The organism is Paenibacillus sp. FW126-R14 (assembly GCF_058789495.1).
This window is the reverse complement of record NZ_JBYTBS010000021.1, coordinates 74971-90455: the sequence shown is the minus strand read 5'-3', so window position 1 is coordinate 90455 and position 15485 is coordinate 74971. Positions and strand designations below refer to the sequence as shown.

Annotated in this window: 17 protein-coding genes; 1 reads left to right on the top strand and 16 read right to left on the bottom strand. The window is 52.1% G+C overall.

All coding sequences use genetic code 11. From position 1 onward, the window contains the following. Positions 1-140: 140 nt before the first annotated feature. The 10 genes from AC3WRW_RS15470 to AC3WRW_RS15425 all read right to left on the bottom strand — a co-directional run bounded on the left by AC3WRW_RS15470 (position 141) and on the right by AC3WRW_RS15425 (position 9841). Positions 141-638: a YhjD family protein gene (locus AC3WRW_RS15470; RefSeq protein ID WP_492547196.1), complete on the bottom strand. Its 498-nt coding sequence runs from the start codon at positions 636-638 to the stop codon at positions 141-143. Next, positions 635-1903, bottom strand: coding sequence for a DNA polymerase IV (locus AC3WRW_RS15465; RefSeq protein ID WP_492547195.1), 1269 nt, complete (start codon positions 1901-1903; stop codon positions 635-637). Before AC3WRW_RS15465 ends, AC3WRW_RS15470 begins: the two co-directional genes overlap by 4 nt. Then, a complete protein-coding gene (locus AC3WRW_RS15460) occupies positions 1900-2271 on the bottom strand; it encodes a YhjD family protein (protein WP_171686055.1) in 372 nt (123 codons plus the stop codon). The genes AC3WRW_RS15465 and AC3WRW_RS15460 overlap by 4 nt, the downstream gene beginning before the upstream one ends. Positions 2272-2443: 172 nt before the next feature. Next, positions 2444-2731 (bottom strand): stage VI sporulation protein F, encoded by a 288-nt coding sequence (locus AC3WRW_RS15455; RefSeq protein ID WP_492547214.1) that lies wholly within the window; start codon positions 2729-2731, stop codon positions 2444-2446. A 66-nt stretch (positions 2732-2797) separates the two neighbouring features. After that, positions 2798-3064, bottom strand: coding sequence for a DUF1294 domain-containing protein (locus AC3WRW_RS15450; protein ID WP_492547194.1), 267 nt, complete (start codon positions 3062-3064; stop codon positions 2798-2800). A gap of 104 nt (positions 3065-3168) precedes the next feature. Continuing rightward, positions 3169-4488: an alpha-L-fucosidase gene (locus tag AC3WRW_RS15445; RefSeq protein ID WP_492547193.1), complete on the bottom strand. Its 1320-nt coding sequence runs from the start codon at positions 4486-4488 to the stop codon at positions 3169-3171. Between the two features lie 275 nt (positions 4489-4763). Then, positions 4764-6809, bottom strand: coding sequence for an ATP-dependent DNA helicase RecG (gene recG, locus AC3WRW_RS15440; RefSeq protein WP_492547192.1), 2046 nt, complete (start codon positions 6807-6809; stop codon positions 4764-4766). Positions 6810-6812: 3 nt separating this feature from the next. Beyond that, positions 6813-7670 (bottom strand): DegV family protein, encoded by an 858-nt coding sequence (locus AC3WRW_RS15435; RefSeq protein ID WP_492547191.1) that lies wholly within the window; start codon positions 7668-7670, stop codon positions 6813-6815. A 48-nt stretch (positions 7671-7718) separates the two neighbouring features. Continuing rightward, the gene (locus tag AC3WRW_RS15430; protein WP_492547190.1) at positions 7719-9452 is read right to left on the bottom strand and encodes a DAK2 domain-containing protein; all 1734 of its coding nucleotides are present in this window, start codon (positions 9450-9452) and stop codon (positions 7719-7721) included. Between the two features lie 29 nt (positions 9453-9481). Further along, positions 9482-9841 carry an Asp23/Gls24 family envelope stress response protein gene (locus AC3WRW_RS15425; protein WP_171686061.1) on the bottom strand — a complete coding sequence of 120 codons (360 nt, stop codon included), beginning with the start codon at positions 9839-9841 and terminating at the stop codon, positions 9482-9484. A gap of 339 nt (positions 9842-10180) precedes the next feature. On the opposite strand from AC3WRW_RS15425, the gene rpmB reads away from it, so the two are divergent. Then, a complete protein-coding gene (gene rpmB, locus AC3WRW_RS15420) occupies positions 10181-10369 on the top strand; it encodes a 50S ribosomal protein L28 (RefSeq protein WP_127452218.1) in 189 nt (62 codons plus the stop codon). 95 nt (positions 10370-10464) lie between these two features. Here the strand turns inward: rpmB and spoVM are convergent, their stop codons facing one another. From spoVM to AC3WRW_RS15390, 6 genes are all read right to left on the bottom strand, one after another. Beyond that, positions 10465-10545, bottom strand: coding sequence for a stage V sporulation protein SpoVM (gene spoVM / locus AC3WRW_RS15415; RefSeq protein ID WP_014652194.1), 81 nt, complete (start codon positions 10543-10545; stop codon positions 10465-10467). A 204-nt stretch (positions 10546-10749) separates the two neighbouring features. Then, positions 10750-10995: a hypothetical protein gene (locus tag AC3WRW_RS15410; RefSeq protein ID WP_492547189.1), complete on the bottom strand. Its 246-nt coding sequence runs from the start codon at positions 10993-10995 to the stop codon at positions 10750-10752. 15 nt (positions 10996-11010) lie between these two features. Next, positions 11011-11661 (bottom strand): ribulose-phosphate 3-epimerase, encoded by a 651-nt coding sequence (gene rpe / locus AC3WRW_RS15405; RefSeq protein WP_492547188.1) that lies wholly within the window; start codon positions 11659-11661, stop codon positions 11011-11013. 6 nt (positions 11662-11667) lie between these two features. Continuing rightward, positions 11668-12597, bottom strand: coding sequence for a ribosome small subunit-dependent GTPase A (gene rsgA / locus AC3WRW_RS15400; RefSeq protein WP_492547187.1), 930 nt, complete (start codon positions 12595-12597; stop codon positions 11668-11670). Then, positions 12597-14720, bottom strand: a complete 2124-nt coding sequence (gene pknB, locus AC3WRW_RS15395; RefSeq protein WP_492547186.1) for a Stk1 family PASTA domain-containing Ser/Thr kinase — start codon at positions 14718-14720, stop codon at positions 12597-12599. Before pknB ends, rsgA begins: the two co-directional genes overlap by 1 nt. Continuing rightward, a complete protein-coding gene (locus AC3WRW_RS15390; protein ID WP_492547185.1) occupies positions 14717-15481 on the bottom strand; it encodes a Stp1/IreP family PP2C-type Ser/Thr phosphatase in 765 nt (254 codons plus the stop codon). Before AC3WRW_RS15390 ends, pknB begins: the two co-directional genes overlap by 4 nt. Positions 15482-15485 lie beyond the last annotated feature (4 nt).

Below are 15485 nucleotides of genomic sequence, written 5' to 3'. Positions count from 1 at the left end.
AAAGCATTTCCCGCTGTCCGGGCTGCTATCCCTCTTCTCCATTATGTGAAAAAGAGATACTCACGTCAATTCGTACAGCCCGAGGAGTCGTTCTCCAGCGGGCTGCGGTTAGGCGTTGTCTTCTTTGGGTATGCCGTGATCTACGTTTTGTGTTCGTCCGTTTTCTTGTATATGCCCGAAAGCAATTGATCAATGTACCTGGCTGTTCGCACGCTCATTTCGGCACGCATGTAGTCTTTCGCAATCATCAGCGTGTCTTCATGCCCGCGGCAAACATAGCGGTAATGAATAGCCCGGTCATTCTTTTCTTCTTCCTTCAGTTGAATGCTTCTGTTCATCATTTTCGTTTTCGTTTCACTGACGTCGGCTTGAATTTGGGCGGCAAGCGCATGGGCGACGCGTGAATAGAGCTGTCTCAGCGTTTCGGCGGATTTTTCGATTTCAACGGCCTTTCTTTTGATCATCCCATGCATCAGGGGCAGCAGCACGTAATCCCTCATAATCCCAATGTCCTCCGCTGTTGGACGACTTGCCGGGGCAGGCGTGCCGCTGCGCAAACTTTGCAGCGCTTCCCGGTGCTGAGGCAGCATCATTCTGCTGGATTCCCACAAACCGTTCTTTTCCAGTTTCTTACTCATTTATAGTGCCCCCCGATTTTGAGCGCTCTGTGCTGTGCTTGACCGGCTGTCGTCAGCGAGGAAGCCCGCACAATCGCTGCGTTGCCGAACCGGTCCTTGATGCTGTCCGTTACTTTCTCCAGCGTCCTCGCCTTGATCTGATCCTCAAACAGCGTAAGCTGATACGTATCGTCGTCGACAAACTGGCTAAGCATCACACCGGCGCGGCGGACGGGCATCGTGTCCCAAAACTTATAGAAAAGCCTTTTGACGGCTTGAAATACCGTTCCAGTATGATTCGTTGGGTCAGGCATCTTCATCTGACGCGAGAAGCCTGTCGGGGCGTCAAACGGGCTGCACATGCAGCTGACGGTAACGATAGACGCCATATATCCCTTGCGGCGGCAATCGCGGCACACCTCTTCGGTAAGCTCCAGCAGAATCGTATCCACCTCGGAGGATTCCGCATAGTCCCTTGGAAGAGTCATCATATGGCCTATCGATTTCGGAGGCGTATCGAACGTACCGGGCGTGACCGGACTATCGTCCAGCCCGTTCGCCGTTCGCCACATCACTTCCGCGTGGATGTCCGACTGCTTGCCGAAGCGTGCGCGGAATTTGTCCTTGAGCAGCGGCAGCGGCGTTCTTGCCACATCGCCGATCGTATACATGCCCAGCCTGGCGAAATGCGCGGTCATGCGCGAGCCGACACCAAACATTTTGCTGACAGGCTGCTTCCATAAGTTTTCCTCTACGGCGGACGGGCGCAGCGTGAAGATGCCGCTGTCACTCTTTTTCGCCCAAATATCGGTTGCAATCTTCGCCAGTATTTTATTCGAACTAATGCCGATGCGCACTTTCACTCCCGTTTGCTGCAGCACCTTTTGCTGGATGGTCATCGCAATCGTATCCGGGTCGCCGAAAATAGGCAAGCTTGCCGTAACGTCCAGAAACTGCTCATCAATACTGAAAACCTCAACAAGATCGGTAAATTCTTCGTATATTTTGGTAATTGTCAGCGAAACATTAATGTAATGCTGCATCCGCGGACGCATAACGACCAGATCGGGACATTTCTTGAGCGCTTCCCCCAGCCGCTCGGCCGTGGAAACGCCAAATTTCTTGGCAATGGGACAAGCCGCTAGAACAATGCCGGATCTCATAGCAGGGTCGCCTGCGACCGCTACCGGTTTATCCCTGCAGCCCGGATGATCCGCTTTCTCTACGCTTGCGTAGAAGCTCTGACAATCCGCTAGGAATATCGTCCGCTCCTTTCCTTTGCTCACCGTAATCCCCCCCGCATATTCATCAGCGTCGTCATCAGTTCTGCCTTGACTAAGCTGCGAAGCATCGTGAAATGATGGATATAGCCCCTGACTTTGTACTCTACGTTAATACCTAATGAATTCATTTCGGTATGGATCACTTTAATATCTCTTTTCTTCATAACGCTCTTAATGCTTTGTAATTGAGGATAAATGGCGGTCTCCACCTCTCTGAGGTAAAAAAGAATATGATTGTACACAATTTTATCCTTATAAACCTTAAGTTCCTCCATATCCCTTGCCAACATATCAAGCAAAATAGGCAGCAGCGTATACTCCTTAATAATTTGAACATCCTCTTCTGTCTCAATTCTTGCATGAACACTCATATTTTTCACCACCATATGCGAACATATATTCGTGTTACTTATTATATACCGAACACGTATTCGTTATGCAAGTGGTTTTTTCAGGAAGTAAGGATAAACGACTTCGTCGTCCTTTCAGGACGAAAAAATACCGCCTGACCAGGTCGTTGAGACCCTGCAGGCGGTATTTTGGTTATCGAAACATGGCCCATAGTCTAATTAAGTGAAAAGCGTTGGAGGGATCGATTTTTTGGCTAAGAACGAACTCCAGGACTTGATTCGCTTGGCTTCCGGTCAGCTTCTCATCGAGAATTCCGGCAGCAAGCCCGACAAGGCGCGTGACCTTCGTGCGATTTTGCAAATCGGCTTTCGTGACGCCTTGAAGCAGCATAGTTATGCGCTCCTTGACCTCCGGGTTTTTCAATTTGAATTTGACCCGCTCGATCAACGCAGGCTCGATGCCGTACTGCTGATAACTCATGCCCATGTTCGTACCTCCGATATCCCGTCATGCTTCTATATCTATGAGGGAACGAACACAAACTTGCTACATATAAATAGTGATCAAAATGACACACAGGCAATTTAACGCCACAAGCAGCGGGATGCCGATAACGAATGAGGTGTGCTTGGTCTTATGCCGCCAGACCCGCATGCCGATCCAGCCGCCGATTCCGCCGCCGAGCGCAGCCAGCAGGAAAAGCCGTTTCTCCGGAACTCTGCGGCCGCCTTTCTTGGCTTGTCCCTTGTCGTGTCCCATTTCTATAAAGGTAATGATATTCATCAGCAGTAAATATACAAGAAAATAAGTCAAATTCAGTACACCTTCGTTTCCAAAATAATAATAATCATGAGACTACTATTATCTTAAAATCGAATGCGGGCGCGGTCAAATGTTTATTTATACCTTACAGTAACTTACAATAACTCCAGCTCCACAACCGTTGCTCGCTTATCCGGGAGCGGATAGCTGAAGTGCTCCGGTCTGGCGAAACTAACGAACGCGTCGTCCGGGTACTGTGCAGCGCTCCAAGGACGGTTTAGGAAGAGCTCTGAACCGTCGGAGAGCAGCCTTGCTTTCTTCACATTGCCGGCGAGCCCATTCAAGTTAATCGGGCCGACGCTTTCCTCGAACAAGTGGGCATACAGCAGATTGCCCTTTTGCGTATATCTGCCCCATTCCGGCTTAGGCCAATCGGCTTGCCCGCAGCCGTAAATGCTGTTCCCATTTTTCTGAATCCAATCGCCGATCTCTGCCAAAATGTCCAGCGTCTCCTTCGGAATCTCGCCAAGCGCATTAGGACCCACATTCAGGAGCAAATTGCCGTTTTTACTGACACATTCCACCAGTTTCCTGATGACCGTAGTCGGGGATTTATATTGGAAATCCTGGGCGGCGTACCCCCAGTTATTATTCAGCGTGATGCAAGCTTCCCATGGAATCGGATTGCCCTCGTGATCCGTTACGCCTTGCGGCGGAATGATTTGCTCCGGTGAAGCGAAATCGCCCGAATAGCTCAGCGGATTGTTCGTGTAAATACTGCCGCCCTCTTCGCCGCTTGCATCCAATCGGTTGTCGACGACGATATGGGGCTGCAGGGATCGAATCATCGCCATCAGCTCGGCTGCCTTCCAGGTCTCCCCCTTCATGTTATCGTAGGAGAAGTCAAACCACATCACATCCAGCTTGCCATAGTTCGTCAGCAGCTCTTTCACTTGCCCGTGCATATATTGCAGATAACGATCGAACGTCTCCGGATTTCTTGCATAGCTCTCCTCATTGCGCATCGGATGAATGCGGTCGCCGTAAGCCGGATAATCCTCATGATGCCAATCGATTAACGAGTAATAGAGCCCCACTTTCAAGCCTTCCGCACGGAACGCTTCAAGAAACTCGCGAACCAAGTCCCGACCGGCCCGTGTATTCGTTGATTTATACGTTGTGAGAGCGCTGTCAAATAAACAAAAACCGTCATGATGCTTGGCCGTCAATACCGCATATTTCATGCCTGCTTGCTTTGCGGCGCGTGCCCATGCCCTAGGGTCATAACGGACAGGATCAAATTCATCATAGTACGTCTGATAGTCCTCTACCGAAATGCGCTCAACGCTTCGCACCCACTCGCCTCTAGCCGGAATCGCGTACAGTCCCCAATGAATAAACATCCCGAATCGATCTTGCAGAAACCACTGCGTGCGCTCTGTTCGTTCTTGAATAATCGGATTCTGGTTAGTCATTTCCTACACACCTTTCGCCATTAAAATGAAATAGGTGCTCCAAGTCCTTTGAAGAACTGTGAGTCCACTTAACCTCTACGTTTCATTCTACTAAGGCTGCGCCGCAATAAACAGATACGAAACTAACCTCAATTAGCATATAATTAACATTCTGCCTGCGGCATAGAGGGATAAAGCTGTGTGCGGATAAAAGGATGCAGGCAGCAAAAAAACGCCAGGATCAACGACTGACAGTTGCCTGCAATCCATCCCAGCGTTCTTATAAGTCTTTCCAATTAATCCAGCACTTCGCTATCGAAAATATGGGCACGCTCCAAGTAAGCCCTCAGCGGCATGAAGGACGCCCCGGTCCAGAACGAGGAATCGCCGACGAGCTCTGCGGCATCATCGCGCGCCTGCTCCATGACCTCGAAGTCGGCCATCATATCCGCGATGCGGAACTCCGGAAGCCCGCTCTGCTTCGTGCCGAAGAAGTCCCCCGGACCGCGCAGCTCGAGATCGCGCCGGGCGATCTCGAAGCCGTCGGCGGTGTCGGTCATCGCCTTCATGCGCTCTTTGCCGACCTCGGTCTTCGGGTCGGCGATGAGCACGCAGAAGGACTGGTGCTCGCCGCGCCCAACCCGCCCGCGCAGCTGGTGCAGCTGCGACAGGCCGAAGCGGTCGGCGTCGTAGATGACCATCAGCGTGGCGTTCGGCACATCCACGCCGACCTCGATGACCGTGGTCGACACCAGCGTCTCCACGGCCCCTTCCTTGAACGCGCGCATGATGGCTTCCTTCTCCTGCGCGCTCATCCGCCCGTGCAGCAGTCCGATCCGCATATGCGGGAAGTGCTGCTGCAGCTGAATTTGGACATCGATGGCATTCTGCACGTCCAGCTTGTCCGACTCTTCGATGAGCGGACAAATGACGTACGCCTGCCGTCCTGCCGCCACCTCGCGCTGGATGAACCCCAGCACGCGCTCCAGCATCGCATGCTGGACGGCATACGTCTTGATCGGCTTGCGCCCTTTCGGCAGCTCGCGCAGCGTCGACACATCCATGTCGCCGAAGGCTGTAATCGCCAGCGTGCGCGGAATCGGCGTCGCCGTCATCGTCAGCACGTCGGGGTTCATCCCCTTGCGCCGCAAAATGCTGCGCTGGTTCACCCCGAAGCGGTGCTGCTCGTCCGTCACGACCAGCCCCAGCTGGCGGAAGTAGACGTCCTCTTGAATGAGCGCGTGCGTGCCGACCAGCACGTCGATCATGCCCATCTGCAAGGACGCGAGCAGATCCCGCCGCTGGCGGTCCGTCGAGCTGCCTGTCAGCAGCGCAACCTGCAGCCCGTAGGGCTCGAACAAGCGGTCGAGCGAGCTCTTGTGCTGCTCGGCCAAGATCTCCGTCGGCACCATCAGCGCGCCTTGGTAGCCGGCTTTGACCGTCGCGTAGAGGCCTATGGCCGCGACGATCGTCTTCCCGGCGCCGACATCGCCTTGCAGTAGCCGGTTCATGCTGTAAGGCTGCTGCATATCGTGCAGGATTTCGCCGACGACCTTCTTCTGCGACTCCGTCAACTGGAAGGGGAGCGCGCGCACGAAGGCGCGGACAGCAGGCAGATCCACCTGCTGCTGCACCCCGTCCGCGCGGCTGCGCGTCACGGCGCGGTAAGCCTGCAGCTTGAGCTGGAACAGGAACAGCTCCTCATACACCATGCGCCTGCGCGCCTGCTTGCCTTCCTCCACACCGCTCGGCGTGTGGATGACAGCCAGCGCCTTGCTGCGCGGCATAAACCCGTACCTGCCGGTAAGCCCGGCCGGCAGCACTTCACTGATCATGGCGCTGTACTGCGTCAGCGCCTGCTGAATAACCTTGCGCATCCACTTTTGCGTCAGGGAGCCTGCAACCGAATAGACCGGCTGAATGGTGCCGGTATTCGAATCGCCTTGTCCGGGAAACTCGGAATCGGACACGCTCATTTGCCTGCGCTTGCCATCCCATTTGCCGGTCAGAATAATCTCCTGCTGCGGCCGCAAGCGGTCCTTCAAAAAGTGGCGGTTAAACCACACCGCCGTCAAGAGAAAATCATCGACCATCACCTTGCAGGATAGCCGGGATTTGCCGCTGTAGCGCTGGAGCACCGGCTCCCCGATGATATACCCTTTCACCGTGACGCGGTCGCCGTCCTTCACGCCCGCGATATCGCGCACCGTATAGTCCTCATACCGGAACGGCACATACTCCAGTAAATCCATAACCGTAAAAACGCCCATGGCGTTCAGCTCAAGTGCCTTTTGAGCGCCGACTCCATGGACTTCGCGTACTGCAATTTGATTTAAATCCATCGCTTACACCGTGCTGACGAACGCTGCGATCGTACCGGGTCCGGCGTGTGCGCCAATGACAGGCCCCAGTGTGATATAGTCCACTTGCTGCACCTCAAATTGCTGCATAATGGCTTCCCGCAGCAGCTCCGCGCCTTCCAAATTGTTTGCATGGGCAATATGTAACCGGGGAATGCTGCGATCAGGCACGTCTGCCGCGAGCAGCTCCAGAATGCGCGCGATCGCTTTCTTTTGACCCCGGACTTTATCAATAGCCGCCACTTCCCCCTCGCGATCGATGGAGAGAATGGGCTTAATATTCAGCAAAGAACCGAACAGCGCGGACGCTTTGCCGATTCTTCCGCCTTTTTGCAGAAATTCAAGCGTATCTACGAGGAAGTATATGTAAAAGTTCTCTCTTACCTTTTGAACGAGCTCAATAATCTCAGCAGCGCTTTTCCCTGCCTTGGCCGCTTTCGCAGCAGTGATAACAAGCGCGCCGATGCCGTAGGAAGCAGAACGGGAATCGTACACATGAACCTTGCCCGCATGCTCCTCCAGCATCGTGGAGGCCAGCAAAGCCGACTGGTACGTCCCGCTCAGCGCAGAAGATAAATGAATCGAAATGATTTCCGTATCCGGCTCTTCCAGCAAACTCTGATATAAGTCCAGAAACTCCGCAGGAGACGGTTGTGAAGTTCTGGGAAAATGAGGTGACGAGGTCAGCTTCGGATAAAATTCCTCGGAGCGCAGCGTCACCGTATCTAAAAATTGCTCATCTCCAAAATGAATCTTGAGCGGCACCATCTCAATGTTAAGCTCTTGCCTAAGCGAAAGCGGTATATCGGCCGTGCTGTCCGTTACAATGCGTATAGTTGTCAACAGGGCTCACTCCATTTCCCGAAATTCATCCACCGCGGGGATGATCGTTTACTCTACAGAGAACAGGTACGCGTACAAAGGCTGTCCGCCGGGATGAAGCTCGACTTCAATCTCCGGATAAAGCGCCTGAATGAAAGCCTCCAGCTCTTCCGTTTCCGCTTCTACGGCGTCTTCTCCGGTCAGGATCGTCACGATCTCGCTGCCTTCGTCGATCATTTCTTCCAGCAGCTTTTTGCAAGCGTCCATCAGACTCGGCTGCGAAGACACAATCCGGCCGTCTTGAATACCGATAAAATGCCCCTGTTTGATGTCGATGCCGTCCATATTCGTGTCACGAACAGCGTACGTCACTTGGCCGGACTTCACGCGGCGAAGAGATTCCTGCATCGCTTCCGTGTTCGTCTTGGCATCGGCTTTCTCTTGAAACGCCAGAATAGCGGCAAGACCTTGGGGAATCGACTTCGACGGAATTACAATCAAGGTTTTGTCGACCAAATCAGCAGCTTGCTGCGCGGCCAAAATAATGTTCGAATTGTTCGGCAGAACAAAGATCGTTTCGGCCTCGATGCTGTTCACCGCGTTCACGATATCCTCCGTGCTTGGGTTCATCGTCTGTCCGCCAGACAGAACGACATCGACGCCTACGCTCGAGAAAATCTCCGTAATGCCCTCACCCAAAGCGACCGCAACGAAACCATACGGTTTATCCGGTGCTGGCGCGGCCACGGCGGCCGGAGCAGAGGCTTCGTAGCCTTCCGCGGCCATATCTCCTACTATATGTGAATGCTGATCGCGCATATTTTCAATTTTGATGCGGCTGAGTGCGCCGTAATTCATCGCTTGGTTCATAACTTCACCGGGATATTCCGCATGAATATGCACCTTCACCAGTTCGTCATCGGCGACGACGAGCAGCGAATCCCCTAGCTTGCCAAGCTGCTCGCGAAATTTGCTTTCGTCGAAAACAAGCCCTTTTACCTTGCCAGGTACAATCGTCAGCATAAATTCCGTGCAATAGCCGAATTCGATATCTTCTGTAGCAAGGTGCGCTTGAGCCGGAAGATGCGCGTGTACTTCTTTCGCGAGGTTCATGCCCGGAACGACGGAAACCGTATCCAGCCGTGTATCCATCGTCGCGTAGTCTTCCTCCACTTGAACCAGACCGCCGTTTAGCGCCGTCACAAAGCCCTCATACACGCAGACAAGCCCTTGACCGCCTGCATCTACCACCCCAACCTGCTTGAGCACAGCGAGCTGCTCAGGCGTTCTGGCGAGGGCTTCCTTCGCCTTGCTCAAGACCTCCTGCATAAGATCGAGCACGTCGCCTCCGCGTCTATACTGCGTGGCATGTTTAGCCGCTTCTTTGGATACCGTCAAAATCGTGCCTTCAACCGGCTTCACGACAGCCTTATACGCTGTCTCTACCCCTTGCTGCAGCGCAGCCGCGAATTGCTGTGCATTCACATTCTCCAGATCGTGCACATGCTTCGCGAATCCGCGAAACAGCTGTGACAGAATAACCCCAGAGTTGCCTCTGGCGCCCATCAGTAACCCTTTGGACAATGCGTCAGCTGCTTTCCCAATATGAGAGGATGGCTTCTTTTTCAGTTCCTCACAACCTGCGGTGAGTGTTAAATTCATGTTGGTGCCGGTATCTCCGTCGGGTACAGGGAAAACATTCAATCCATTAACCTTGTCTACATTTCGGCGAAGGTTATCCGCACCCGCCAAGACCATGGCAGTGAAGTCATTTCCATTTATTGAAATAAAGCGCTTACTCAAAGTGATTCCCCTTCCTGGTTATCGGGCTTTTATTTAGCTACACGAACGCCTTGAACAAAAATATTCACATCATCCACATGCAGCCCTACGACATCGTTCAAAATATATTTGACTTTCGTTTGGACATTGCCGGCAACGACGGATATTTTGGTTCCATAGCTGACAATAATATAAAGATCAATCTCGAGTCGCCCGTTCTCCCGACGAACTTCGACACCGCGGCTTAAATTATCCCGTCCCAGCAGCTCTGCTATGCCGTCTTTCAATTGCTTTCTGGTCGCCATCCCAACAAGTCCATAACAATCTAACGCAGCGGATCCCGCCAGAGTTGAAATCACTTCATTGGTAATATACACTTTTCCATACTCGGTTGTGAGTTCAATTGGCATTATCTAACAACTCCTTCATGTTTCGCTTAAACAAGACAACTATGTAAGTACTCCCGTTCCTGCTTTGCTCCAGCAAAATCGGCTTCAATCGTCAACTGCTATGTATTCGGAAAGGTTGACTAATCTTCATTGTACTATAACATACTTCATAAATAAACGGCAAAAATGAAGGTAATTCGTTGACTCCCCTCCTTTTGCTATGCTATTATGTTTAAGTATGTTTTTGCTGGTTATTATAAGAATCGCAACAAGCAAAGTCTAAATTTGAGGAAAGCTGTCATGTCAAGCTTAGGCTTGCCACCCAGGCTGCTTTGTATACTGCCGAAGGAGGTGTCAAACATGTCCCGCAAATGTTTCGTTACAGGTAAAAGTCCTAAATCAGGAAACCACGTGTCCCACGCTAACAATAAAAACAAGCGTACTTGGGGAGTTAACGTTCAAAAGGTTCGCATCCTCGTTGATGGCAAACCAAAACGGGTTTACGTAAGTGCTCGTGCGTTGAAATCCGGTAAAGTGGCTCGCGTTTAATTTTCGGATACTTATACTTATGTAAAAGACAAAAAGCACCTTACCGGTGCTTTTTTTGCATTTCTGGGAAATGGCATTCGTATGTGTTGGCCAACTTAGTTTTTGCTAAACGTATTAAGCACGGCTTTCACGAATCCACCCAAAAATTTCGGTAGTTTGATTGTGTAGAACTTCATTCTCTACCCCTCCTTAGAGTTTTCGCCGGCAAACGGACGCATGCCCGAAGACCGACTTCGACTTCGTGAGCACTAACATCATTACAACAGTATATGCCCCAGCCGTGAAAAAGTACCTTGTATTTTACTTTCTCCGATCTATTCGCTTCCAGAAAGCAAAAAAAGCTACAAGAGCGCATCGCTCTTGTAACTATATGTATGCGGCTAGGGTGCAGTTATACCGATCTGCGTGTATAGCGCATAAATTAAGCTGAAAATGAAATATAAGACCACAGCGATCACAATAAACCAAATCCGGAACCCAAGCCCCTCAAACCGGCGGAAGAAGCGCATCCCCAAATACAAGGCCCCGAGTGAAAAGATATACTTCGTGACATCGTGTATGTTGGAAAAGCACGCGAGAAGCACGGCACAAACCGTACTATACAGAAACAGCCAGAGAAATCTCATTTGTCCGGCTCCCCTCTACCCGCGAATTCGTCGGATGGCGTCGGCGCGATCTCTCTGCCCGAATACGGCATTGCCGGCAACAAGCACGTCGGCTCCCGCTTCGGTTACCAGACGGGCCGTCGTTTCGTTGATACCGCCGTCAACCTCGATGTGAAGACCGCTCAGCCCCTTGGCGCTGGCTTGCTCGCGCAACGCGCGAATTTTGCTCAGCATGCCGGGAATGAACGCTTGCCCGCCGAAGCCCGGATTTACGGTCATAATGAGAACAAGATCCAGATGCTCGTCAAGCACATGTTCAATAAGCGAAATCGGCGTTGCCGGATTAAGAACAACCCCCGCTTTGACGCCGCTTTGCTTGATCAGATGCAGCGTCCGGTGCAGATGCGTACAAGCCTCCACGTGGACGGAAATCAGATCTGCGCCCGCTTTAATAAAGTCGGGAATATAGCGGTCCGGCTGCTCAATCATCAAATGGACGTCCAGCGGCAGCTTCGTCACCGGACGTATAGCTTCAACAACAAGCGGACCAATCGTAATATTCGGCACGAAATGGCCGTCCATGACATCCACATGGATCCAATCTGCTCCGCCAAGCTCGGCTTCTTTAATCTCTTCACCGAGCTTAGCGAAGTTGGCTGATAAAATAGAAGGTGCTACATGTACCATCCGTTCCTAATACCTCCTCTTGCGATCCTTGATTTCCCCTAAAAACAACAAATAATGATCATAGCGCGAAGCAGCAATCGTTCCTTCGGCCACCGCATCCCGAACCTTGCAATCCGGCTCATGAAGATGCAGACAGCCCCTGAACCTGCAGCTCTCCGCTGCCTCCGCGAACTCCTTGAAGCAGCTGCCCAAACCTTCGGCATCGACTTCCATGAAATCCAACTGGCTGAACCCCGGCGTGTCCGCGACCAAGCCTCCATTGTTTAAAGGAAGCAGTTCAACATGCCGGGTGGTATGTTTCCCCCTGCCCAAACGCTGGGAAATCTCATTCGTCTCCAGATTGCGGCCGCTTATCATTTCATTCAGCAAGGATGATTTGCCGACGCCGGATTGTCCTGCGAAAACGCCGACAGCGCCTTCCAGATAATGCAGAATCGCTTCCACGCCTTCCTTCAGCCTGGAACTCGTCTTCAGCACGGTATAGCCGATTCCCTCATACAGCTTCGTGATCCGCTCCAACTCCGCAATCGTCATTTCCTTCGGAGCCGAAGCATCGCCATTTCCTGACAACAGATCGCTTTTGGTGAAGCAGAGGACAACTTCAATGCCCGTATGTTCAATATGAACAAGAAATTTATCCAACAGCTGTAAATTCAGGACAGGCTCCGTGACCGAAAAGACAAGCACGACCACATTCACATTGGCAATCGGAGGACGAATAAGCTCCGAGGTCCGGGGCAGGATTTCGGTCACCGTGCCTTCCCCGTTCTCCGTCTCCTCGAACATCACCCGGTCCCCGACAAGGGGGGTTATCTTCCTGTTCTTAAACACGCCTCTGCCGCGGCAGGTAATCAGATTGATTTCCTGAAGCTCCGCGCCTTCGGGCAGCACATAGTAATAACCGCTCAAAGCTTTAACAATCGTTCCTTGAGGCATTAATTTGTGCCTCCGGCAGGTGGTTTAGAGGCAGTGCCGCCTGTTTGGCCTTGACCGTTGCCATTGCCGTTTCCACCAACTGGAATAGCCGGCCCGTTGCTTTGCTGTTTGGGCGATGCTCCAGGCGATGGGGAAGGGCTCGGCGATACGTTCTTGCCGCTCTTTTGATCCAAATAATCTTGATACGTACGCGTAATGGAGTTAACCAAGTTGTCCCCTTCTTTAATCAAGATGACGGCTTTCTTATCCGGAGAAACGATCACTTTCACATCCAAATTTTGAGGCTTCGACACTTTTTCCGTTTTGTATTCGAAATTCTCGTACTGCGCATCGCTAACGATAATTTTGAACTCGGAATCCTTGCCCTCCGTCGTCGGCTTCACGGGGATGCTAACCGTCACTTGTCCGGCATCCTCCGGCAGCCCGTCGCTGATGATCAGCGAAATTTCGTTCCCGACAGAAACGTCCGTGTCTTTATCATACGGAAACTGCTTGATGACCTTCCCTTTGGCCACTTTGTAGCTTTTCTCGCGCGTAATGCCGTTGGCAGCAAGCTTAAGGTTCAGCTTAGCGATTTGCGCCTTCGCTTCAGCCTCCGTCATGCCGACGAGATCCGGCATTTTGAACGTTTCCTTTGCTTTGCTGACGACGAAAGTAATCGCCGCTTTATCAAGATCGAATTCCTCGCCGACTAGAGGCGTTTGCTTCAGGATTGTGTCAGGCGGATCATCCGTCGTCGTTTGCGTGAACGTAATCTGATCATCGGTAATCCCGAGCGCTTCCAGCTTCAGCTTGGCGTCTTTGAGCTGCTGGCCGATGTAGCTTTCCATCTTGAATTTAGGCGCGCCTTTACTGACGTACAGCGTCACCTTCGTGCCTACGTTCATTCGCATGCCGCTAGGATTTTGACGGATGACCGTATCCTTAGGCGCTTTGCTCTCCGCATCGATCTCCACGGTGTAGCCGAGCTTGGCAGCCGTTAATTCGGCTTGCGCCTGCGTCAGCGGCTTGTTCACCACGTCCGGAACCTCCACCGTCTCAACGGCGAACATCCCTTTCACATACCCGACCGCATACCACATAGCCCCCAGAATCATCAACAAAATGACGATCCACACGATCGGCTTCACCCAGCCCTTCCCTTTCGCAGGAGCGGGCTCCTCGCGCACAGCGGACTTCTCCGGCTCATCGTCGTCGTCGTCGAACTTCACAAGCTGATCCGCGCGGATGGCCGGCATCACCAAGGTGCGCTCCTCGTCCATGCCGTCGGCGTCCCAGAAAGCGATCTTGGCTTCATTCCGGCGATCCGGGTGCAAGCACGTATCCAGATCGGCCATCATTTGCTTCGCAGACTGGTAGCGTTCTTCGGGCTTCTTGCGCATGGCCTTCAAAATGATGTTTTCCACGCTCTGCGGAATGAGAGGGTTTACTTTGCGAGGATCTTCCACATCTTCCTGCAAATGTTTCAAAGCCACGGAAATCGGGCTTTCGCCAAGGAAAGGCAGCCGGGCCGTCAGCATTTGATACATCACGATACCGAGGGAATACAAATCGGATTTCTCGCCGGTATTCGTGCCTTTCGCGTGCTCCGGCGAGAAATAATGCACAGAACCGACAACCGCCCCCGTTTGGGTAATCGTAGAAGACGTAGCCGCCCGGGCAATACCGAAATCAGTTACTTTGACGCGGCCGTTTTTGCCGATCAAAATGTTGTGTGGCTTAATGTCCCGGTGAATAATTTCATTATGGTGGGCGTGATCAAGCGCATCCGCAATTTGGCTGGCATAGTGAACGGCGTCTTCCACCTGCAGCGGCGCCCTCTCCTTGATTAAATCATTCAAGGTCGTACCTTCTATGTATTCCATGACAATGTAGTGCACATCTTCTTCTTGTCCCACGTCATAAATACTGACGACATTAGGATGAGAAAGGGAAGCGGCCGCTTGAGCTTCTCTGCGGAAGCGACGAATAAACTCTTCGTCATGCACATACTGCTGGCGCAGTACTTTTACAGCCACTTTACGATTTAATAGAAGATCATGCCCTTTGTAGACTAAAGCCATTCCGCCTCCGCCAATGCGATCTAAAATTTCATAGCGGCCTCCAAGCTTTCTACCGATCAATTCCCATCACCCCTTTTTTCGTCCGAATCTGAATCGTGCGCAAGTAAAACCACCGTTACGTTATCGTCCCCACCTTCATCCAGTGCGCTTTGAATTAATTGCTCGGCAGCAGCCTCCAACTGACCCTGCGTTTTGACGATGCGTAAAATATCACCTGAATCGACTAAACCGCTTAAACCGTCGGTACAGATCAGAATCGTATCTCCGGGACGCCACGAATACTCGTATAAATCCACCTCTACGCCCGGTTCTGTACCCAGCGCGCGCGTAATCCAATTGCGCCGGGGGTGATGATCGGCTTCTTGGGCGGTAATCTGGCCCGACTTCAGAAGCTCATACACCAAAGAATGGTCTTCCGTCAGCTGCGTGATCGACTCGCCGGAAATTTTGTAAGCACGGCTGTCACCGATATGACCGATAATCAGCAGCTCTTGCGAAGCAATCACGGCAACGACCGTCGTCCCCATGCCATGATAATTTTCTTGTCCGGAGGCAAAGGCATAAATTTGCTCGTTCGCCTTCTCGATCGCTTCCTTCAACACTTGCCTGCAAGCTTCAACGGGCATACCCCAATGAATGGATTGCAGTTCATTTCGGATCATATCAATTGCCATTTGGCTGGCAATATCGCCAGCCTGGTGCCCCCCCATACCATCAGCGACAATAGCCAAAGAAAGGCCATTCAGCTCATGCTGTACGGCGGCGCGGTCCTCATTCACTAGACGGACTTTACCGATATCTGTACGGCTTACCATCTTCATCCGG